Annotated in this window: 21 protein-coding genes; 6 read left to right on the top strand and 15 right to left on the bottom strand. The window is 66.5% G+C overall.

The window, feature by feature from the left end; translation table 11 throughout:
- Window positions 1-11: 11 nt before the first annotated feature.
- Genes QTH90_RS18715 through QTH90_RS18695 form a run of 5 tightly spaced genes read right to left on the bottom strand, consistent with a single transcriptional unit; the run spans window position 12 to window position 4,591 of the window.
- Entirely contained in the window at window positions 12-1,307 is a 1,296-nt protein-coding gene (locus tag QTH90_RS18715) for a TRAP transporter large permease (protein WP_286666062.1), read from the bottom strand.
- A gap of 3 nt (window positions 1,308-1,310) precedes the next feature.
- Window positions 1,311-1,799, bottom strand: a complete 489-nt coding sequence (locus QTH90_RS18710) for a TRAP transporter small permease (protein ID WP_286666061.1) — start codon at window positions 1,797-1,799, stop codon at window positions 1,311-1,313.
- 55 nt (window positions 1,800-1,854) lie between these two features.
- On the bottom strand, window positions 1,855-2,826 hold the full coding sequence (locus tag QTH90_RS18705; protein WP_286666060.1) for a TRAP transporter substrate-binding protein: 972 nt from the start codon (window positions 2,824-2,826) through the stop codon (window positions 1,855-1,857).
- 44 nt (window positions 2,827-2,870) lie between these two features.
- Complete coding sequence (locus QTH90_RS18700; RefSeq protein WP_286666059.1) at window positions 2,871-3,761, bottom strand: SMP-30/gluconolactonase/LRE family protein; 891 nt, start codon at window positions 3,759-3,761, stop codon at window positions 2,871-2,873.
- 5 nt (window positions 3,762-3,766) lie between these two features.
- A complete protein-coding gene (locus tag QTH90_RS18695) occupies window positions 3,767-4,591 on the bottom strand; it encodes an NAD-dependent epimerase/dehydratase family protein (RefSeq protein ID WP_286666058.1) in 825 nt (274 codons plus the stop codon).
- Between the two features lie 66 nt (window positions 4,592-4,657).
- Here QTH90_RS18695 and QTH90_RS18690 point away from each other — a divergent pair, with 66 nt between their 5' ends.
- From QTH90_RS18690 to QTH90_RS18670, 5 genes are all read left to right on the top strand, one after another.
- Window positions 4,658-5,488 carry a FadR/GntR family transcriptional regulator gene (locus tag QTH90_RS18690; RefSeq protein WP_286666057.1) on the top strand — a complete coding sequence of 277 codons (831 nt, stop codon included), beginning with the start codon at window positions 4,658-4,660 and terminating at the stop codon, window positions 5,486-5,488.
- 133 nt (window positions 5,489-5,621) lie between these two features.
- A complete protein-coding gene (locus QTH90_RS18685) occupies window positions 5,622-6,599 on the top strand; it encodes a Bug family tripartite tricarboxylate transporter substrate binding protein (RefSeq protein WP_286666056.1) in 978 nt (325 codons plus the stop codon).
- 85 nt (window positions 6,600-6,684) lie between these two features.
- Window positions 6,685-7,596 (top strand): 5-dehydro-4-deoxyglucarate dehydratase, encoded by a 912-nt coding sequence (kdgD, locus tag QTH90_RS18680; RefSeq protein WP_286666055.1) that lies wholly within the window; start codon window positions 6,685-6,687, stop codon window positions 7,594-7,596.
- Between the two features lie 44 nt (window positions 7,597-7,640).
- Window positions 7,641-8,087, top strand: a complete 447-nt coding sequence (locus QTH90_RS18675; RefSeq protein WP_286666054.1) for a nuclear transport factor 2 family protein — start codon at window positions 7,641-7,643, stop codon at window positions 8,085-8,087.
- A gap of 138 nt (window positions 8,088-8,225) precedes the next feature.
- The gene (locus QTH90_RS18670; RefSeq protein ID WP_286666053.1) at window positions 8,226-9,662 is read left to right on the top strand and encodes an aldehyde dehydrogenase family protein; all 1,437 of its coding nucleotides are present in this window, start codon (window positions 8,226-8,228) and stop codon (window positions 9,660-9,662) included.
- A gap of 34 nt (window positions 9,663-9,696) precedes the next feature.
- Here QTH90_RS18670 and mog read toward each other — a convergent pair whose 3' ends face one another.
- Window positions 9,697-10,293 (bottom strand): molybdopterin adenylyltransferase, encoded by a 597-nt coding sequence (gene mog / locus QTH90_RS18665; protein ID WP_286666052.1) that lies wholly within the window; start codon window positions 10,291-10,293, stop codon window positions 9,697-9,699.
- Window positions 10,290-10,946, bottom strand: coding sequence for a ribosome biogenesis factor YjgA (yjgA, locus tag QTH90_RS18660; protein ID WP_286666051.1), 657 nt, complete (start codon window positions 10,944-10,946; stop codon window positions 10,290-10,292). The genes mog and yjgA overlap by 4 nt, the downstream gene beginning before the upstream one ends.
- 58 nt (window positions 10,947-11,004) lie before the next feature.
- Between yjgA and pmbA the strand changes: the two genes are divergently transcribed.
- Window positions 11,005-12,375: a metalloprotease PmbA gene (gene pmbA / locus QTH90_RS18655; RefSeq protein WP_286666050.1), complete on the top strand. Its 1,371-nt coding sequence runs from the start codon at window positions 11,005-11,007 to the stop codon at window positions 12,373-12,375.
- 90 nt (window positions 12,376-12,465) lie between these two features.
- Here pmbA and QTH90_RS18650 read toward each other — a convergent pair whose 3' ends face one another.
- The 8 genes from QTH90_RS18650 to nirD all read right to left on the bottom strand — a co-directional run bounded on the left by QTH90_RS18650 (window position 12,466) and on the right by nirD (window position 20,053).
- The gene (locus tag QTH90_RS18650; protein WP_286666049.1) at window positions 12,466-12,918 is read right to left on the bottom strand and encodes an NUDIX domain-containing protein; all 453 of its coding nucleotides are present in this window, start codon (window positions 12,916-12,918) and stop codon (window positions 12,466-12,468) included.
- A 5-nt stretch (window positions 12,919-12,923) separates the two neighbouring features.
- Entirely contained in the window at window positions 12,924-13,373 is a 450-nt protein-coding gene (locus QTH90_RS18645; RefSeq protein WP_286666048.1) for a GatB/YqeY domain-containing protein, read from the bottom strand.
- A 109-nt stretch (window positions 13,374-13,482) separates the two neighbouring features.
- Window positions 13,483-13,695 (bottom strand): 30S ribosomal protein S21, encoded by a 213-nt coding sequence (gene rpsU, locus QTH90_RS18640; protein ID WP_007833691.1) that lies wholly within the window; start codon window positions 13,693-13,695, stop codon window positions 13,483-13,485.
- Window positions 13,696-13,793: 98 nt separating this feature from the next.
- Entirely contained in the window at window positions 13,794-15,032 is a 1,239-nt protein-coding gene (locus tag QTH90_RS18635) for a BaiN/RdsA family NAD(P)/FAD-dependent oxidoreductase (RefSeq protein ID WP_286666047.1), read from the bottom strand.
- Between the two features lie 22 nt (window positions 15,033-15,054).
- Window positions 15,055-15,843: a uroporphyrinogen-III C-methyltransferase gene (gene cobA, locus QTH90_RS18630; RefSeq protein WP_286666046.1), complete on the bottom strand. Its 789-nt coding sequence runs from the start codon at window positions 15,841-15,843 to the stop codon at window positions 15,055-15,057.
- Window positions 15,840-16,781, bottom strand: a complete 942-nt coding sequence (gene ybiB, locus QTH90_RS18625; RefSeq protein ID WP_286666045.1) for a DNA-binding protein YbiB — start codon at window positions 16,779-16,781, stop codon at window positions 15,840-15,842. The genes cobA and ybiB overlap by 4 nt, the downstream gene beginning before the upstream one ends.
- Window positions 16,782-16,861: 80 nt before the next feature.
- Window positions 16,862-19,663: a nitrate reductase gene (locus QTH90_RS18620; RefSeq protein ID WP_286666044.1), complete on the bottom strand. Its 2,802-nt coding sequence runs from the start codon at window positions 19,661-19,663 to the stop codon at window positions 16,862-16,864.
- A gap of 9 nt (window positions 19,664-19,672) precedes the next feature.
- On the bottom strand, window positions 19,673-20,053 hold the full coding sequence (gene nirD / locus QTH90_RS18615; protein ID WP_286666043.1) for a nitrite reductase small subunit NirD: 381 nt from the start codon (window positions 20,051-20,053) through the stop codon (window positions 19,673-19,675).
- Between the last annotated feature and the right edge of the window lie 5 nt (window positions 20,054-20,058).

Here is a 20,058-nt window from a genome sequence, read left to right as displayed (position 1 = left end):
GGGGGTGTCCATCATTTGACCACCATGTAGAGGCTTGGCAACCACGTGGAGAAGGCCGGAACAAAGGTGACGACGCCCAGCGCGAAGATCAATGCGCCGTAGAAGGGCCAGATCGTCTTCATCACTGTGCCCACCGACACCCCGCCGATCGCGCAGCCCACGAACTGGGTCGTGCCCACCGGTGGCGTGTTGAGGCCCAGCGCGCAGTTGATGAGCATCACGATGCCGAACTGGACCGAGGTCATGCCGTACTGCTGTGCGATGGGCAGGAAGATCGGCGTGCACAGGAGAATGGTCGCAGCCATGTCCAGGAAGGTGCCCAGGACGAACAGGATGACGTTGATCAGCAGGAAGATCACCCATGGCGTGCTCGTGATCTGCGACAGCATCTGGCCCGTCAGCTCCGCCACGCCGTACAGGCTGATGAGGTAGCCGAAGGTGCTCGAGATGCCGATCAGCAGCAGGATCACACCCGTGGTACGCACCGCCTTCGACGCCGCCTTGATGAAGTGCTCCCACTTCAGCGTGCGGTAGACGAAGATCGTCAGCGCCAGCGCGTACAGCACGGCCACGGCGGCCGATTCGGTCGCGGTGAACACGCCGGACAGGATGCCGCCGAGGATCAGCACCACGATGAACAGGCCCGGCAACGCCGCCGCGAACGAACGCGCCACGATCTGCCAGCCCGGGAAGGTGCCTGCGGGGTAGCCGCGCTTCACTGCGACCAGATAGGCCGCGGCGAGGTTGCTGATGGTGAGCACTGCCGCCGGCAGCAACGCCGCCAGGATCAGCGCCGCGATGGACACCTTGCCGCCTGCCGCGAGCGAATAGATGATCAGGTTGTGGCTGGTCGGCATCAGAGCGCCCACAAGTGCCGCGTGCGTCGTCACGTTGACGGCGTAGTCGGCGTGGTAGCCCTCTTTCTTCATCATCGGGATCATCACGGCGCCCATCGCCGAGACGTCGGCCACGGGTGAGCCCGAGACGCCGCCGAACAAGGTGCAGGCCACCACGTTCGACATGCCGAGGCCGCCGCGCACGTGACCCACCAGATCGCGCGCGAGATTCACGATGCGGTCGGCGATGCCGCCATAGAGCATCAGCTCGCCGGCAAAGATGAAGAACGGAATCGCGAGGAACGAGAAGATGCCCATGCCCGAGGTCATCTGCTGGAAACCGACTTCCAGCGGAAGACCCTCATAGAGCAGGGTGGAAAGGGCCGACAGGCCGATGGAGAACGCGACCGGTACGCCCAGCAGCAGGAAGAGCGTGAAGGAAACGCAGAGGATGAGGAGAGGAATGGTCATTGCTCAGGTCCAGGCGGGTTCGACTTCGCCGCCCTTGGCAAGCGCGATGATGTGTTCGATCGAGAACATCACGATCAGGACGCCGGACACTGCGGCCGGCACGTATTTCCAGCCTTCGGAGATCCACAGCGTGGGAAGGCGATAGCTCCAGACCGATTCGGCCAGCGAGGCGCAATTCCAGGCCATTGCGGCGCCGAACAGCAGGATCAGGAAATGGATCAGGAACTCCATCTTCAGGCGCAGCCAGTCGGGCGCGAGCACGAGGAAGGATTCAAGCCCGATGTGGCCCGCGTCGCGCACGCCGACTGCAACGCCGAGCATGGTCACGTAGAGCACGAGCAGCAGCGCGAGGCTTTCTGCCCACGTGGGGGTGTTGTTGAGGACGTAGCGGCCGAACACTTGCCAGCTCACGGCGCAGATCACCGCGACGAGGCCGAAGATGCCCAGCCACATGCAGGCGCGAGCCAGCGTGCGGCAGATTTTCGTGTACATGATGTGCCTTTGCCCCTCTCGCGTGCGGAGAGGGGCAGGGTGGGGAAGACCGGACTTACTTGGTGTCCTGCACGCGCTTGACGAGGTCCTTCAGCTTCGCGTCGACGATGAACTTGTCGTACACGGGCTTCATCGCGGCCTGGAACGGGGCCTTGTCGATCTCGATGATCTCGGCGCCGCCGGCCTTCACGGTCGCGAGCGACTTGACTTCACGTTCTTCCCACTGCTTGCGCATGTAGGGCACCGACTCCTTGGCGGCCTGGCGGATCCAGCCTTGCTCTTCGGGCGAGAGCTTGTCCCACGCGCGCTTGGAGAACAGCAGCATCTCGGGGGCCATCGAGTGCTCGGTCTTGGTGTAGTACTTGGCGACTTCGAAGGCGCGTGCGCTTTCGTAGGTGGGGTAGTTGTTCTCGGCGGCGTCGATCAGGCCGGTCTTGAGGCCGGTGTAGACCTCGCCCATCGGCATCGGCGTGGCGTTGGCGCCCATGGCTTCGAGCATCGAAACCCACAGGTCGGACTGCTGCACGCGGACCTTCAGGCCCTTCATGTCGGCGAAGCTGCGCACCGGCTTCTTGGCAGTGAACATCGAGCGTGCGCCGCTGTCGTAGTAGGCGAGGCCGATGAAGCCCTGCTTTTCGCAGGACTTGAGGATCTCTTCGCCGATCGGGCCGTCGAGCACCTTGTGCAGGTGGTCCACCGAGCGGAACAGGAAGGGCATGGTCGGCACCTGCGTCTCGGCGCAGATGTTGTTCATCGGGGCGATGTTGACGCGCACCATCTGCAGCGCGCCGATCTTGGCCTGCTCGATCGTGTCCTTCTCGCTGCCCAGGGCGCTGTTGTTGAACACCTTGATGCTGTCCTTGCCACCCGAGAGTTGCTTGAGACGCTCGCTCATGAACTTGACGGCCGTGACCGTCGGGTAGTCGTCGGGATGGATGTCGGCCGACCGGAACTCGGTGGCCTGTGCGGCCATCGCGGTCATGCAGGCCGCGATGGCGACGATGAGTGCGTGTTTATGAACCTTCATTTGTCTTCCTCTGCTGGTGGTTGTCGTGAAAATGAAATCTGGATTCAGGCCCCGAACATGGGTTCGGGGATGCCCTGGGTGCCCGGACGCAGCGCGAAAACGCCACCGGCCAAGGGTTGATCGGAGAGGTCGCCGACGGGGCGGATCGACGTGACGAACAGCGTGTCGAGCTTCGGGCCGCCGAATGCGCACATGGCGGGCTTCTTGACGGGTACGGCGAGCGAGCGGTCGAGCTTGCCCTCGGGCGTGAAGCGATGCACCAGGCCGGCGTCGTTGCCGCAGATCCAGTAGCAGCCGTCGGCGTCGATCGCCGCGCCGTCAGGTCGGCCGGGGAGGGGATTCATGTCGACGAACACTCGCCGGTTGGAGGGCGTTCCGGTCGCGATGTCGTAGTCGAAAGCCCAGATCGTCTGCACGCTGGGGTGCGAGTCGGACAGGTACATGGTGCGGCCGTCGGGGCTGAAGGCGAGTCCATTGGGGACGATGAAGTCCTCCAGCTGGATCGTCGGCGCCGTGTCGGACTTGTCCTGGCGGTAGACGCGTCCGACGCGCGAGCCGGCGGCCATGTCCATCAGCATCGTGCCGGCCCAGAAGCGGCCCTGGCGGTCGCAGCGGCCGTCGTTGAAGCGCATGCCCGGCGCCGCGTGCGTGACGGACGCCAGCCGGAAGGCTTCGAGCCGGCCGTCATCCTGCGTCTCGATGGAGAAGATCCCGCTTTCCATGCCCGCGATCCAGGCGCCCGGCGCGTCGGCGCGCGGTGCGATGCAGGCGGGCATTTCGTCGGAGGTCCACTGCGCATGGCCATCGGCGGACCAGCGGTGGAGCGCACGGCCGGGAATGTCGACCCAGTACAGGGCCTCTTCCGCAACGGACCAGACGGGGCTTTCGCCCGTGCCGCAGCGCGCGTCGACCACGAGTTCGGCGTTGGCGGACATCGCGCTCAATCGCCGAAGGGGCCCTGGGCCGTGAAGGCTCCGCCCTGGTAGATGGCGTTCGGGTCGGTGGGCGCGACGGGCGGCTGTGCCTCGACCTTCGCGCGGAAGACTTCGGAGCTGTCCTGCGGCACGAAGCCCAGGTGCGCCGCGGCATCGTTGTCCCACCACACGTCGCGGTTGGCGGACATGCCGTAGACGACGGTGTGCTTCACGTCGGGCGTGAAGAGCGACTTCTCGATCAGGTTGGTCAGGTCGCGGTAGCTGAGCCAGGTGCTCATCATCCGGCGGTTGGCCGGCTCGGGGAAGGAGGAGCCGATGCGGATGCTGACGGTCTCGATGCCCCAGCGGTCGAAGTAGAACTGGGCCACGTCCTCGCCGAAGGATTTCGACAGGCCGTAATAGCCGTCCGGACGGCGGGCGACATGGGCGTCCAGGTGTTCGCTCTGCTTGTAGAAGCCGATCACGTGATTGGAACTGGCGAAGACCACGCGCTTCACGCCGTGGCGGCGCGCGGCCTCATAGATGTGGAACACGCCCTTGATGTTGGCTTCGAGGATTTCCTCGAAGGGGCGCTCCACGGACACTCCGCCAAGATGCACGATGGCGTCGCAGCCGGAGACCAGTGCGTCGACGGCCGCCTTGTCGGCGAGGTTGCAGGGCACGACTTCTTCGTGCGGGCCTTCGGCCGGGGACAGGGCCGCGATGTCGGAGACGCGCAGCACGTCGGCGTAGGGGCGCAGGCGCTCGCGCAGCACTTTGCCCAAGCCGCCGGCGGCCCCGGTCAAGAGCAGTCGGCTAACGCGCAGCGGGTTGGGAAATGTCTCGCTCATGGGTGTCAGGTTTCTGGTCGTAAGTTATCTGTTGTCATACAACATCGCGGCGATTATCATCATGGCATGTCGAGCCTGTCAACGGGGTCAACCGCAACGACCGAACAACCTGCCTTCGGCGCGAATCCGCGTCGGAGGGTTCGTGGGCTGGCCCATGGCCTGGTGGACGATCTGGGCGAGAAGATCCGCAGCCAGCAACTGCGGCCGGGCGACAAACTGCCGACCGAGTCCGCCATCATGCAAGCCTATGGCGTGAGTCGCACCGTCGTGCGCGAGGCGCTGTCGAAGCTGCAGGCAGCAGGGCTCGTGGAAACGCATCACGGCATTGGAACCTTCGTGCTTCAGCCGCGCACGGCCGGCATGTTCCGGCTCGATGCGTCGGACATCGCCACCTCGGTCGATGTGCTTGCGGTGCTGGAGCTTCGCATCAGCCTCGAGACCGAATCGGCCGGCCTGGCCGCGACGCGTCGCACCGAAGAGCAGTTGCTTGCCATGCGGGAGGCGCTGGATGATTTCGAGCGCAACGTCGCCGTGGCGGGGGATACGGTGGAGCCCGATTTCCGCTTCCATCTCCAGATCGCGCAGGCAACGGGCAATTCGTATTTCGCCGACATCATGAGCCATCTGGGCACCACGATCATCCCGCGCACGCGCATCACCGCCATCCGCAATCACGACCGGCGCGGCGAGTACCTCACCCGCGTGAACCGCGAGCATGAAGAGATCTACGCGGCCATCGCGCGCCGGGATCCCGAGTCGGCGCGGGCCGCCATGCGCATCCATCTGACGAATAGCCGCGAGCGCCTGCGCGTCGCGCAGGAAGCGGCCAAGAACGCCGCCGAGCCAGCGCCGGCCTCCGACGCTGCGGCCTCGACCCCCGTCGCTCCGGCGACTTGAATCAGCATGTGCTGCAAGGCTGGACATCGCACGAATCTAGTTGTACGATGACTGATGACATTCGACGTCGCATCCGGCCGCCGGTAGACGACGCGCAATTCAACCCCTCAATCGCACCAGGAGACACCAACACATGACCTTGAATCGACGCGATCTCATGCTCGGCGCAGTGGGAGCAGCCGGCCTCGTGGCCGCCGGCGGCGCACAGGCGGCCGATGCCTGGCCTGCAAGGCCGATCCGCATCGTCGTGCCGTACCCGCCCGGCGGGTCGTCCGACATCATTGCCCGTTCCATCAGCCAGCCGCTGTCGGAGGCACTGAAGCAATCCGTCATCGTCGAGAACAGGGCCGGCGCGAACGGCAATCTCGGCGCGGACCTGGTTTCGAAGGCGCCGGGCGACGGCTACACGCTTCTGTTGTGCGACGTCGGTGCGCTGGCGATCAGCCCGTCGGTCTACACCAAGCTGTCTTTCGACCCGTCCAAGGATCTGCGCGGCGTCACCATGCTGGCCTATTCGCCGCATCTGCTGGTGGTGCACCCGTCGGTGCAGGCCAACAACCTCAAGGAACTGATTGCGCTGTCGAAGAAGTCGGACCTGAACTTCGCGGTGACGGCCACCGGCAGCGCACCGCACCTCGCGGGCGTGGCGCTCGAACGCGCGAGTGGCGCGCGCTGGCAGTACGTACCCTACAAGGGTGGCGTGCAGGCGGTGCAGGACACCGTCGCCGGGCAGACCCAGGTGCTCATGAACGGCATGCTCGCGACGCTGCCGCACGTGCAAAGCGGCAAGCTGAAGGTGCTGGGCGTCTCCAAGGGCACGCGCATGCCGCTGATCGGCGATGTGCCGACCATCGCGGAGCAGGGCGTTCCCGGCTTCGAGTCCGGCACATGGCAGGGCGTGCTGGCGCCCCGCGGCACACCGGACGCACTGGTTCAGCGCCTGAACAAGGAACTGGTCACGATCATCCGCTCCGCCGACATCCGCTCGCGCCTTGCGGGGCAAGGCGCCGAAGTCGTGACCATGGCGCCGGCCGAACAGGAGCAGTTCTTCGAGAAGGAACGCTCGCGCTGGGCCAAGGTCGTGAACGCCGCACAGATCAAGCTCGACTGAACCCTGGCCTTCCCGCGGCTCGCCATGGGGCGGCGCGGCGCTGGCCGTCTTCCGGACCTTTTCCCTTCGTCTCACTACTTCTGAAATGAATCCTCAAGAACTCAAATCCATCATGGGCTCCGGCCTGCTGTCGTTCCCCCTGACCGACTTCGACGCCGACGGCACCTTCAACAAGAAGGGCTACATCGAGCGCCTCGAATGGCTGGCTCCCTACGGCGCGAGCGCGCTCTTCGCTGCCGGCGGCACGGGCGAATTCTTCTCGCTGACCGGCGACGAATATCCCGGGATCATTCAGACCGCAGTCGATACCTGCCGCGGCAAGGTGCCGATCATCGCGGGCGCAGGCGGCCCCACGCGTTTCGCGATCCAGTGCGCGCAAGCAGCCGAGAAGGCGGGCGCACACGGCGTGCTGCTGCTGCCGCACTACCTCACCGAAGCCGGCCAGGAAGGCCTCGCCGCGCACGTCGAAGCCGTTTGCAAGAGTGTGAAGTTCGGCGTCATCGTCTACAACCGCGGCCAGAGCAAGCTCTATCCCGCGACGCTCGAAAAGCTGGCCGAACGCTGCCCCAACCTCGTCGGCTTCAAGGACGGCATCGGCGACATCGAACTGATGAGCTCCATCCACCTGCGCATGGGCGATCGCTTCGCGTACCTCGGCGGCCTGCCGACGGCGGAGGTCTATGCAGCGGCCTACAAGGCCCTGGGCACGCCGGTGTATTCGTCGGCCGTCTTCAACTTCATCCCGAAGACTGCGATGGATTTCTACCATGCGGTCGCAAAGGACGACATTGCCACGCAGCACCGCCTCCTCAAGGACTTCTTCATGCCGTACCTGGAGATCCGCAACAAGGGCCAGGGCTACGCCGTGAGCATCGTGAAGGCCGGTGCCAAGATCGTCGGACACGACGCGGGCCCCGTGCGTACCCCGCTGACCGAACTCAAGTCCAATGAGTACGAAGCCCTGGCGGCGCTGATCGACAAGCTCGGCCCGCAGTAAGTTTTTTTCGCCGATCCACAACCACAACACCAGGAGACAAAGACATGCTGAAGAAACTCATCCTCATCGCTGCCGCAACCGCGGCTTTCGCCGGCTGCACGACGATGCGCGCCAAGGACCCCGCTGCGGCGCCGGCCGTGGCCGCTGCAGCTGAGAAGCTGCGCGTTGCCATGATCGACCCAACGCCCGAGGCGCTCGGCGCGCTGGTCGCCGACGATCTGAGCTACGGCCATTCCGGCGGCAAGGTCGATACCAAGACGAGTTTCATCAGCGATCTGATGGACGGCAAATCGGACTTCGTGACCATCACGATCACCGAGCAGACCATCAACGTGATCGACAACGTGGCGATCGTGCGGCACACGCTCACGGCCGACACGAACGACTCGGGCAAGCCCGGCAAGGTCAGCATCAAGATCCTCGGCGTCTGGCAGAAGCAGGGCGACTACTGGAAGCTGCTGGCCCGCCAGGCGGTGCGCCCGCCGCAATAAGCGGCGTGGCCCTCCGGCCAACGCTGGGAAGCGGGCTGATTCCCCTGTGCGGCAGGCCGACCCGCTACCCTTTGCCAATGCGCGCAGGGCCGCCATGCGGCCCTGTGCTTTTTCCGACCGACTCCAAGGACCCAAGCCATGCAGAACTTCGACAACCTCATCAACGGCGAATGGCTCGCCGGTGTCAGCTACAGCGCCAACACCAATCCGAGCAACCTGGCCGACGTGCTGGGCCAATACGCGCAGGGCGATGCGAACCAGGTGAATGCCGCGGTCGCAGCCGCCACTGCAGCCTTCCCCGCCTGGTCGACCGGCGGCATCCAGGCGCGCTCCGAAGCGCTCGACAAGATCGGCAATGAAATCATCGCGCGCAAGGAAGAGCTCGGCACGCTGCTCGCACGCGAGGAAGGCAAGACCAAGGCCGAAGGCATCGGCGAGGCCACGCGCGCGGGCCAGATCTTCAAGTTCTTCGCCGGCGAATGCCTGCGCCTCTCGGGCGAAGTCATTCCCTCCGTGCGCCCCGGCATCGGCGTGGAGATCACGCGCGAACCCGTGGGCGTGGTGGGCCTCATCACGCCCTGGAACTTCCCGATCGCGATTCCCGCGTGGAAGATTGCGCCGGCGCTCGCTTTCGGCAATTGCGTGGTGCTGAAGCCCGCCGACCTCGTGCCCGGCTGCGCCTGGGCGCTGGCGGAGATCATCAGCCGCTCGGGCATTCCGGCCGGCGTGTTCAACCTGGTGATGGGACGCGGCAGCGTGATCGGCGATGCGCTGGTCAATCATCCGGGCATCCACGCGATCAGCTTCACCGGTTCGGTGGGCGTGGGCCGCAACATCGCCATCCAGTGCGCGACCAACCACAAGAAGGTGCAGCTGGAGATGGGTGGCAAGAACCCGCAAGTCGTGCTGGACGACGCCGACCTGAATCAGGCCGTCGAACTCAGCGTGCAGAGCGCTTTCTATTCGACGGGTCAGCGCTGCACGGCTTCGAGCCGGCTGATCGTGACCGAAGGCATCTATCCCAAGTTCATCGAGGCGATGAAGGCGCGCATGGCCAAGATCAAGGTGGGCGATGCGCTCGCGCAGGGCACGGACATCGGTCCGGTCTCCAGCGAGAGCCAGTTGCAGCAGGACTTGAACTACATCGAGATCGGCCAGGGCGAAGGTGCCACGCTGGCAGCGGGCGGCGAGCGGCTCAAGCTCGACACCGAGGGCTTCTACATGTCGCCGGCGCTGTTCAGCGAATCCGTCGCCAGCATGCGCATCAACAAGGAAGAAATCTTCGGTCCGGTCGCCAGCGTGATCCGGGTCAAGAACTACGAAGAGGCGCTGGCCACGGCCAACGACACGGAATTCGGTCTCTCGGCGGGCATTGCGACCACCAGCCTGAAGTACGCGACGCACTTCAAGCGCCACAGCCAGGCCGGGATGGTGATGGTGAACCTGCCGACGGCGGGGGTGGACTACCACGTGCCGTTTGGCGGCCGCAAGGGTTCGAGCTACGGTCCGCGTGAGCAGGGGCGGTATGCGCAGGAGTTCTTCACTGTCGTGAAGACGGCTTACACGCTGGCCTGAGTTCCTGCTCCCCCTCCCTCCGGGGAGGGGGCACTCAGCGAGTGCGGATCGCGGTCTTGGGGCGGAAGGCCTTGCAGACCGTGTCGTCTGTTTCCAGATAGGGTCCGCCGATCAGGTCGATGCAGTAGGGCACCGCGGCAAAGATGCCCGGCACCGCCTGGGTTCCGTCCGCGTTCCTCAGCCCTTCGAGCGTTTCGGCGATCGACTTGGGCTGGCCCGGCAGGTTGATGATCAGGCTCTGGTTCCGGATCACGGCGACCTGCCGCGACAGGATCGCGGTCGGCACGAAACGCAGGCTGATCTGCCGCATCTGTTCGCCGAAGCCCGGCATTTCCTTGTGTGCGACGGCGAGCGTCGCCTCTGGCGTCACGTCGCGCAGCGCCGGCCCGGTGCCGCCGGTCGTCAGCACCAGCGAACAACCTGCGTCGACCAGGTCGATCAGCGCGGCGCTGATGCCGGCTTGCTCGTCGGGGATCAGTCGCGACTCGAAGGTGATCGGGTTGCGCAGCGCGCGCTGGAGCCACTCCTGCAGTGCAGGCAGGCCCTTGTCCTCATAGACGCCGCTGGACGCGCGGTCGCTGATCGACACGATCCCGATCCGGACGGGATCCATCGGCAACGACTCGCTCATGCGTCTTCCTCGCGCGACTGGGCGGCCGCTTCGGCCGCGTGGTCGTCCGTGCCGTGCACGCTCAGCTGCGCGCGCACAAGCTGGAAGACTTCGCGGTAGGCCTTGCCCTGGCGCGGCGCCTCGCCGGGCGGCCCGGCCTTGATGTCCTTGCGCGCCTGGCGGATCAGGGCGCGCAGCTGCTGGGCGTCGGTGCCGGGATGTGTCTCGATCCAGCCGCCCAGCGCATCGTCGTCGGCGATGAGGCGGTCGCGCCAGCGCTCGGCATCGTGCAGCACGGCAGTTTCCTGCGCGGGACCGCGGTTCTGCTCGTCGAGCGCCGAGCGGACCGTGTCGAGCGTGGCGGCGTCGAGGCCGCGCATCAGCTTGCCGATGAACTGCATCTGGCGGCGCTTGCCCTCGAAGTTGGTGATGCGCTTGGCTTCCTCGACGGCGTCCTTCAGCTTGTCGCCGAGGTCCAGCTTGTCGAAGAGGCCGGCGCGCAGCGTGAGCAGCGCTTCGCCGAGCGCCTGGAGTTCGGCGCTTTCGCGTTTGAGGTCGGTCTTGCTTGCCGCGTCGGTGCCTTTGAGCTCACGTTTGAGTTCAAGATCGAGTTCGCTGCCTTCGGCGACGAACTGGCCACGGACGAAGTAGCCTTTTTTAGGTTTGCGGGACATAGAGGCAATCGTTGGCCGCACCATCGGGAACAGGGGGCGCAAGTATCATAGCCAACACATGACCACATCAACCTCGCGCGCCGATTCCGGCTTCGCCTACAGCCGTTCATTCTTCGAAAACCTGGTCGACTCGGCCTTGGCCCACGCCAAGAAGCTCGGAGCGACCGATGCCGGCGCCGAGGCGTCCGAAGGCTGCGGCCTGAGCGTCTCCGTGCGCAAGGGCGAGCTCGAGAACGTCGAGCGCAACCGCGACAAGTCGCTCGGCGTCACGGTGTACGTCGGCCACCGCCGCGGCAACGCCAGCACTTCCGACTTCTCCGAGGCTGCCGTGGCGCAGACCGTGCAGGCGGCCTACGACATTGCGCGCTTCACGGCCGAGGACCCGGTCAGCGGCCTGCCCGACGAAGCCGACATCGCCAAGGAGCAGCCCGACCTGGACCTGTTCCACCCCTGGGCTGTCACCAGCGAGCAGGCCGCCGAGATGGCGCTCGAATGCGAAGCCGCCGCCTTGTCGACCGACAAGCGCATCACCAACAGCGAGGGCGCGGGCGTCTCGGCGCAGCAGAGTCACTTCTTCAGTGCCCATACGCGCGGTTTTCGCGGCGGCTACGCCAGTTCGCGGCATTCGATCTCGGTCGCGCCGATCGCCGGCAAGGGTGACGACATGCAGCGCGACGCCTGGTACAGCTCCATGCGCTCGGCCGATGAGTTGGCGAGCCCGCAAGCCGTCGGGCGTTATGCGGCGGAGCGAGCGCTGAGCCGCCTCAAGTCGCGCAAGATCAAGACGACCGAGTGCCCCGTGCTGTTCGAGTCGCCCCTGGCGGCCGGCTTGCTCGGTGGCCTCGTGCAGGCCACGAGCGGGGGTGCGCTGTATCGCAAGAGCACCTTCCTGCTCGATTCGCTGGGCAAGCCGGTGCTGCCCAAGCACATCGACGTGCTCGAAGACCCGCACGTGATGCGGGGCAAGGGCAGCTCGCCCTTCGATGACGAAGGCGTGGTCACGCGCAAGCGCAAGGTGGTCGATGGGGGGCGGCTCGAGGGCTATTTCCTGAGCACCTATTCGGCGCGCAAGCTGGGCATGAAGACCACCGGAAATGCCGGCGGTTCGCACAACCTCACGCTGACCTCGCGGCTCACGAAGAAGGGCGACGACCTCGATGCGATGCTCGCCAAGCTCGGCACCGGCTTGCTGGTGATCGAATTGATGGGGCAGGGCGTCAATTACGTGACGGGCGACTACTCACGCGGCGCGAGTGGCTTCTGGGTCGAAAAGGGCCGGATCGCGTTCCCGGTGCAGGAGATCACGATCGCCGGCAACCTCAAGGACATGCTGATGGGGATCGAGGCGGTTGGCGCCGATGCCTACAACTATGGCGCCAAGACGACGGGGTCGCTGCTGGTCAATCGCATGAAGGTCGCGGGGAGCTGAACTCGCCCCCAGGCTTGCCCACTTCGTGTGGCCGCCCACCCCCTGCCGGGGGCAACACCTGCGGCCCGGCGAAGCCGGTTCCGCGGTGTTTCACGACTTCAGGGCGCTGCGGACCTTGGTGATGACTTTGACGTAGGGCGCTCCGAAGTTGTCCAGGGGGGCGTTGGCGGTCAGCCAGCTGAAGCTGAACACCAGACCGTCTTCTTCGGGGCTGCCCATGGCCACATGGTCGAAAGTCTCGGGCAAGGGTGCCTCGTGGCGCATCAGGAACAGGTGCCAGAGCTGCGGGTGGCGGTACTTGTTGCCTTCGACACCCGCTTCGCAGTAGCGGTCGATGGTGCCCAGCGGCACCAGGTCGCCGGTGTAGTGAATGCCGGATTCCTCCAGCAGTTCGCGGCGCACCGCGTCTTCAGGCGCTTCGCCAGGCTCGATGGTGCCCTTGGGCAACTGCATGCCCTTGTCCTCGGGATGATGGAACACCAGCAGTCGACCTTGGACGTCCACCAGGCAGGCGCAGGCCTTGAGGACGGGGCTTGCCGCCATGCGCGTCAGGCGCCCGAGAGCGCGGCCTTCACCGCGGCGCTGACCTGGCCCATGTCGGCCTTGCCGGCCAGACGCGTCTTGACGGCGCCCATCACCTTGCCCATGTCGCCCGGGCCCTTGGCGCCGAGTTCGGCGACGATGGCCTTGACCTCGACAGCCACCTCGTCGGCGCTCATGCGCTGTGGCAGATAGGCCTCCAGCACCTTGATCTCGGCGGCTTCCTTGTCAGCCAGGTCGGTACGGCCGCCCTGGGTGAATGCGGCGACCGAGTCCTTGCGCTGCTTGACCATCTTGTCGACAACGGCCACCACCGCGACGTCGTCGAGCTCGATGCGCTCGTCGACTTCCTTCTGCTTGAGCGCTGCGAGCAGCAGGCGGATGGTGCCCAGGCGCTCCGAGTCCTTGGCGCGCATCGCGGTCTTCATGTCTTCGGTGATCTGGTCCTTGAGACTCATGGCTGGCTTTCGTTCTGGCGGTCAAAAAACAAAAGCCGCGGCAGGTATTCCTGGCGCGGCTCGGAAGCTGCTGAACCGGGCGTTGGCCAGAAGCCAACGCGGCAGGTGCTTAGTACAGCTTCTTGGGGAGCTGCATGCTGCGCACGCGCTTGTAGTGGCGCTTGACGGCTGCTGCCTTCTTGCGCTTGCGCTCGGCGGTCGGCTTTTCGTAGAACTCGCGGGCACGCAGGTCGGTCAGCAGGCCGAGCTTTTCGATGGTGCGCTTGAAGCGGCGCAGCGCGACGTCGAACGGCTCGTTTTCTTTTACGCGGATGGTGGTCATTTAAGAATCGGTTGGTTGAATTTGGCCTGGGGAAGATCGGGCCCCGGGCCGGGGTTCCTCAACTGAAAATAGGGTAGGCCGTTGAGGGGAGGCCAAAGTTAGCCAGACATTATAGCGTCAGCTTGGGCGTCGAGTGCCAGTGCCTGGGCGCAAGCGTGGGCGCTGGCCCACGCCCACTGGAAGTTGTAGCCGCCCAGCCACCCGGTAACGTCCACCACCTCGCCGATGAAATACAGGCCGGGCTGCTTCGATTCCATGGTTTGCGACGACAGGTAGCGCGTGTCGACGCCGCCCGCCGTGACCTCGGCCTTTTTGTAACCTTCGGTACCGCTGGGCGTGATCTGCCAGCGTGTGATGCGCTCCGCCAGCGCGGCCAGGGCGCGGTCGGCGGCTTCGTTGATCGGCCGCTGCAGGGCGGCGTCCTGCCCGACCCAGGCGTCCGCGAGCCGCGAAGGCACCAGCGCGGCGAGTTCGTTGCCGATCCGCTTGCGCGACCGCTGCTTGGCCTCTCCGAGCGAGGCAGCGATATCGGTCCCGGGTGCAAAGTCGATCGTGAGCGGCGCGCCCGGCCGCCAATAGCTCGAGATTTGCAGCACGGCGGGGCCCGAGAGGCCTCGGTGCGTGAAAAGCAGGTCCTCGAGAAAGCTCATCCGCTCCTTCTTGCTGCCGGTTTCGATCTGCACCGGCAGGGCCAGCCCGGCCAGCCCGGCGTACGGTTCCCAGGCTTCGCCGCCGAAAGTCAACGGCACGAGCGCCGGGCGCGGCGTGACCACGCGCAGCCCGAACTGCGCGGCGATCCGGTAGCCGAAGTCGCTGGCGCCGATCTGCGGGATGGAGAGCCCGCCGGTCGCCACGACGAGGCGCGGCGCCTTGACGCTGCCGCGGCTGGTCTCGACCTCGTAGCCGCCTTCCGCCGAGAACGCGATGCCGCCCACGCTGCAGGGCTGCCAGTGCGCGACATTCCCTGCCGCGCATTCGGCCAGCAGCATGTCGATGATCTGCTGCGAGGGCCCGTCACAGAACAACTGGCCCTTGTGCTTTTCGTGGAAGGCGATGCCGTGGCGCTGGACCAACTCGATGAACTGCTGCGGCGTGTAGCGCGACAGGGCCGAGCGGCAGAAGTTCGGGTTGTCGCCGATGAAGTGCCGCTGCGGCGCGCGCACGTCCAGGTCGCGGTTGGTGAAGTTGGCGCGCCCGCCGCCGGAGATGCGGATCTTCTCCGCGATGCGCTCGTTGTGGTCGAGCAGCAGCACCTTGAGCCCGCGCTGGCCTGCGAGGGCTGCGCAGTACAGGCCTGCGGCACCCGCGCCGATGACGACGACGTCGAAGCTGCTCAACGTGCGATGTCCATCAGCCGCATCAGGTGCCGAAACGTGTTGCCGGCAGGCCGGCCGCAGCCAGGCCGCGCAGCACGTCGCCCACGACGATCACCGAGGGGCTCGCCAGCCCTGCGTCCGCGATGTCGGCACGCAGTTGGGAAAGCGTGGTTGCGATGTGGCGCTGTTGCGGCAGGGTCGCGTGCTGGATCACGGCCACCGGCGTTTCGCCCGGCAATCCGTGAAGCAACTGGTCCTGGATGTGCGCGACGCCGGAGACGCCCATATAGATCACGAGCGTGAGTCGCGCGTCGCGTGCGGTGGCAGCGAGTTGCTGCCAGTCGGTCGGATGTTCCTCGGCCGAATGGCCCGTCTTGGCGTGGCCGGTGACGAACACGACGCCCTGCGCGTGGTCGCGGTGCGTGAGCGGCACGCCCAGCGCCGTGACGGCCGCCAGCCCGGCGGTGATGCCGTTGACGACGCGCACCTCGATGCCCGCTTCGCGCAGGTGTTCGACCTCTTCGCCGCCGCGGCCGAAGATGAAAGGGTCGCCGCCCTTCAGGCGCACAACGCTCTCGCCCTCGAGCACTGCCGTGATCATCAGGCGCTCGATGAAGGCCTGCGGCGTGCTGCGGCAGCCGCCGCGCTTGCCCACGTGCACGATGCGCGCGCCGGGGCGGGCATAGGCCAGGATCTCTTCGCTGACGAGGTCGTCGACCAGCAGCACCGTCGCGGCCTGGATGGCCTTGACGGCCTTGATGGTGAGCAGTTCCGGGTCGCCGGGGCCGGCGCCGACGAGGGTGCAACTGCCGTGATGTGAAAGGTTGCTCATTCGGTTTCCACCTGTTGCCGTTCTTGCGCTGCTTGTGCCAGTTGCGCCAATTGCAGGATCTGCGCCACCTGCTGGGCGATGGCGTCGGGCACCTGCGTCTCGCCAGCGAGCACGCGCCGCGTGTAGTCGGCGGTCGTCTCGATGTCGATCTCCTTGGGCAGGCCCGGAACTTCGGCCTGGGTGCCCGGCTGCTGGACCTGCAGCTCCACGCGCCGGCCGTTCACGAAGCCGTCGACTTGCGCGACGCGGCGCGGGTCCGCTGCGCTTTCGCCTTCGAGCCCGCGCGAGAGCAGGGCGGTCGTGCCCATCAACTCGAAGGTCGCCGCCATCGACTCCGCATAGGCCGGATGCGTGTAGCTGCCGATCACCACGCAGGTGCCAGCGCCGGGCTGCATCAGCTTCACGACACTGTGCCCCGGGTTGCGCAGGCCGACCACGCGGCGCACGTCCAGCAGGCGCTTGAGGCCGGGGCTCAGCAGCTCCGTGGGCGCGAAGACGACTTCGCCGTTCCGGATGGGCCGGACGGCGCCAAGCGCAGGCACGCCCAGCGTGCCGAGCACGTTGGAAGCCAGCACCCGTGTCGATTCCGTGGCGGCGCCATGCACCAGCACCGGCAAGCCTTCGCGGGCGAGCAGAAGTGCCAGCAACGGTGTGAGCACCGGCAGCCGACGCGCCCCGTTGTAGCTGGGCACAACGATCAGTGGGCGATCGGTCGCGGGAAAGCGGGCCAGCCGCTCGTGCGTCGCATCGAGGAAGCCGGCCATCTCCTCGGGCGTCTCGCCCTTGATGCGCATCGCCAGGCAGAAGGCGCCGATCTCCAGATCGGTGACGGTGCCGTCCAGCACCTGACCGAACAGGTCGAGCGCCTGCGCGCGGTTGAGCGGCTTCGCGCCGCGCGCGCCGCGGCCGATTTCCTTGATGTACTGGCTGATTCCCATGGGTGTCCGGATTGTCCCGCATGCCTTATGCCGCAAATCGGGCCCGCTTATGCCCGGAAGCGCAGCAGGGTTTGCAATCATCACGGCGCCTCCGCCAATGCCGGTGGGGCGCTGGCGCGCACCATCCGCTTGAGTTCGGGGAGGCAGGAGCCGCAATTGGTGCCGCACTTCAGTGCACCCTGGAGCTTCGTGAGACGCTGGTCATCGGGGCCGGAGGTGGCGCAAAGCTGCTCGTTGATCGCCGTCTGCGTCACGCCGAAGCAACTGCAGACGACCTTGCCGCGCGTGGCCACGCCGCCGGGCGCCGCAGCACCGGGCCGCAAGAGCTGACGGCCGTAGGCCTGGGCAGGCAGCCGCTCTTGCAGGAGTGCCTTGATCCAGGCTTCGGCCCGGGTGTCGCCCCCGAGCAGAAATCCTTCCAGGTGAGCGTCCGCGCCGTCCCGCTCCAGCCGGACCGCCCGGCGCTGTCCGCGCTTGGTGTCTGCATATCGCAGCGTCTGGGCGCCCCCGAGCTCGAGCAGGCCCTCGATCTGTGCGAGCAATTCGTCCGGCGGCGCCTCGTGCGCGGCCGCGCGAAAGAGGATGCCGGTGCGTTCCCCTCCGCTGCCTTCCAGCGCTCCGCCGGTGCCAAAAGGAACACAACTCGCAAAGGGGAAGCCCTGCATCAGGCCGCGCAGCGTCGCGAGCGTGTGCAACACCGCGTCCTGGGGCAGCCAGGCAGCGGCGAGCAGCGACCAGGGCAGTTCGGCCTTGAGGATCTTCACTGCAGCGTGCTTGAGCTCGGGTTGCTTCGAATCGGGGCAGAAGCTCGGCGTCGTGAGCGCGTTGACGCCGGCAAGCCGTTTGCCCGTGCTGGACGAGCCGCTCAGGTACTCGCCGCCCCAGTGCATCGCGATGAAGGCCTGGCTCAAGCCCAACTCGGCGCTGGCCGCGACGGGCACCACGATCGAGCCTCGGCGCGATGTCACGTGCACGAGGTCGCCTTCGGCGATCTGGCGGCGCGCCATGTCCTGCGGATGCATCTGCACCGTCGGCTCCGCCGCATGGCCGAACAGGCGGCCCAGCGTGCCGGTGCGACTCATGCCGTGCCACTGGTCGCGCAGGCGGCCGGTATTGAGCGAGAAGGGGTAACGGGCCTCGCGTGCCTCCGTCACCGCCTTGTAGGGCGTGTCGACGAAGCGGGCGCGGCCGTCGGGTGTCGGAAAGATGCCGTCTTCGTAGAGCCGCACGCGGCCGGTGGTTTCGCCTTCGCGCAGCGGCCACTGGCGCGGCGCGGCTTCGAGCATCGCGTAGCTCATGCCGGTGATGTCGAGGTCGCGCCCGCGGGTGGATTCGCGGTGCTCGTTCCAGACCGACTCGGCGTCGGCATACGGAAAGAGCGTCCCGGTGCGGCCCAGTCTTTCCTCGAGCCGGCGCGCGAAAGCGACGCCGATGGACCAGTCGTCGCGCGCATCGCCCGGCGCGGGCACGGCCGGCCGCACGCGCGAGATGCGCCGTTCGCTGTTGGTGACGGTGCCCTGCTTCTCGCCCCAGGTGGTGGCCGGCAGCAGGAGGTCGGCGAAATCGCAGGTGGCTGTGGTCGAAAAGGCCTCCTGCACCACCACGAACTCGCAGCGTTCGAGTGCGCGCCGGACGGTCGCCTGGTCGGGCATCGATTGCGCGGGGTTGGTGCAGGCGATCCACAGCGCGCGGATCTCGCCGTCGGCGGCGGCCTGGAACATCTCGACCGCCGTCTTGCCGGGGTGCTGGGGAACGTCTGGCAAGCCCCACAAGGCCGCCACTTCCGCGCGATGCTGCGGATTCGCGAGATCGCGGTGCGCCGAGAGCAGGTTGGCGAGGCCTCCGACTTCGCGGCCTCCCATGGCATTGGGCTGCCCGGTGAGCGAGAAGGGGCCGGCGCCGGGTTTGCCGATCTGCGCGGTCGCCAGGTGCAGGTTGATCAGCGCGGCATTCTTCGCGGTGCCGGACGAGGACTGGTTCAGGCCCTGGCAGTAGAGGCTCAGCGTTGCCGCCGAAGTCGCGAAGAGCCGGGTCGCCTCCAGCAGGTCTTCCTTCGAGATGCCGCAGACCTGCGCCACGCGATCGGGCGTGCAGTCGCGCACCGTGGCCTTGAGCGCGTCGAAGCCGCTGGTGTGGGCGGCGATGTAGCGCGCATCGGTCCAGCCTTCCCAGAGCATCAGGTGCAACATGCCGTTGAAGAGCATCACGTCGGTGCCCGGCTGCAACGGCAGGAAGAGGTCGGCGATCTCCACCGTGTCGGTGCGCCGCGGGTCCGCCACGATGATCTTCATGGCCGGATTCGCCGCCTTGGCGTCCTCGATGCGCCGGAACAGGATCGGATGCGCCCAGGCCGTGTTGCTGCCCACGATGAAGAGGCATTCGGCATGCTTCAGGTCGTCGTAGCAGGCGGGCGGGGCGTCGGCGCCCAGCGTCTTCTTGTAGCCCGCGACCGCGCTGCTCATGCACAGGCGCGAGTTGGTGTCGATGTTGTTGGTGCCGACAAGGCCCTTGGCAAGCTTGTTGAATACGTAGTAGTCCTCGGTGAGCAACTGGCCGGAGACGTAGAAGCCGACCGCGTCCGGGCCGTGGTCACGGATGACCTGCGAGAACTTCTCGACGGCCACGTCCAGCGCGCCATCCCAGCCGATCGCTTCGGGCGCGGAGCCGCGCGTGGCCCGCTGCATCGGCCGCAGCAGCCGCGTCTGCATCGTGACGGCGGCGCTGGCAGTCAGGTGCAGCGTCGAGCCCTTGGTGCACAGGCGCCCGAAATTCGCGGGATGCTCCGGGTCGCCGCGCACGCCGGAGATCTGTGCGCCATCGGACTCGATGATCACGCCGCAGCCCACGCCACAGTAGGGGCAAGTCGAACGTGTTTCCTTCATGGTGTTTCCTCAGGCCGCGACGCTGCGCCGGGGGCCGGCGACCGGGCGCTCGAGATCGGTCGCATGCGATTCCAGTTCGTCCGCATCCAGATGCACGACGCCGTCCGCCACCTTCACCGCAAAGCGCGGCGTGCAGCCTTCGTCGGGCGATTTTGCGCAGCCGTCGTCGAGGCCGATCGACCAGTTGTGCAAGGGGCAGGCCACGCTGGTGCCGAAGACGATCCCCTGGCTCAACGGTCCGCCCTTGTGCGGACAACGGTCGAGCAGCGCGAAAACCTCATCGTCGGCATTGCGGAATACCGCTACGTCCACGCCCACGGGACGCGTCACGCGACGTGCGCCCAACACGGGGATGTCGTCGACGCGGCAGATGACTTTCCATTCGCTCATGGTGG

The sequence above is a fragment of the Variovorax flavidus genome (genome assembly GCF_030317145.1).
GTDB classification, from domain to species: Bacteria; Pseudomonadota; Gammaproteobacteria; order Burkholderiales; family Burkholderiaceae_C; genus Variovorax; species Variovorax flavidus.
This window is presented reverse-complemented; position numbering and strand designations above follow the sequence as displayed.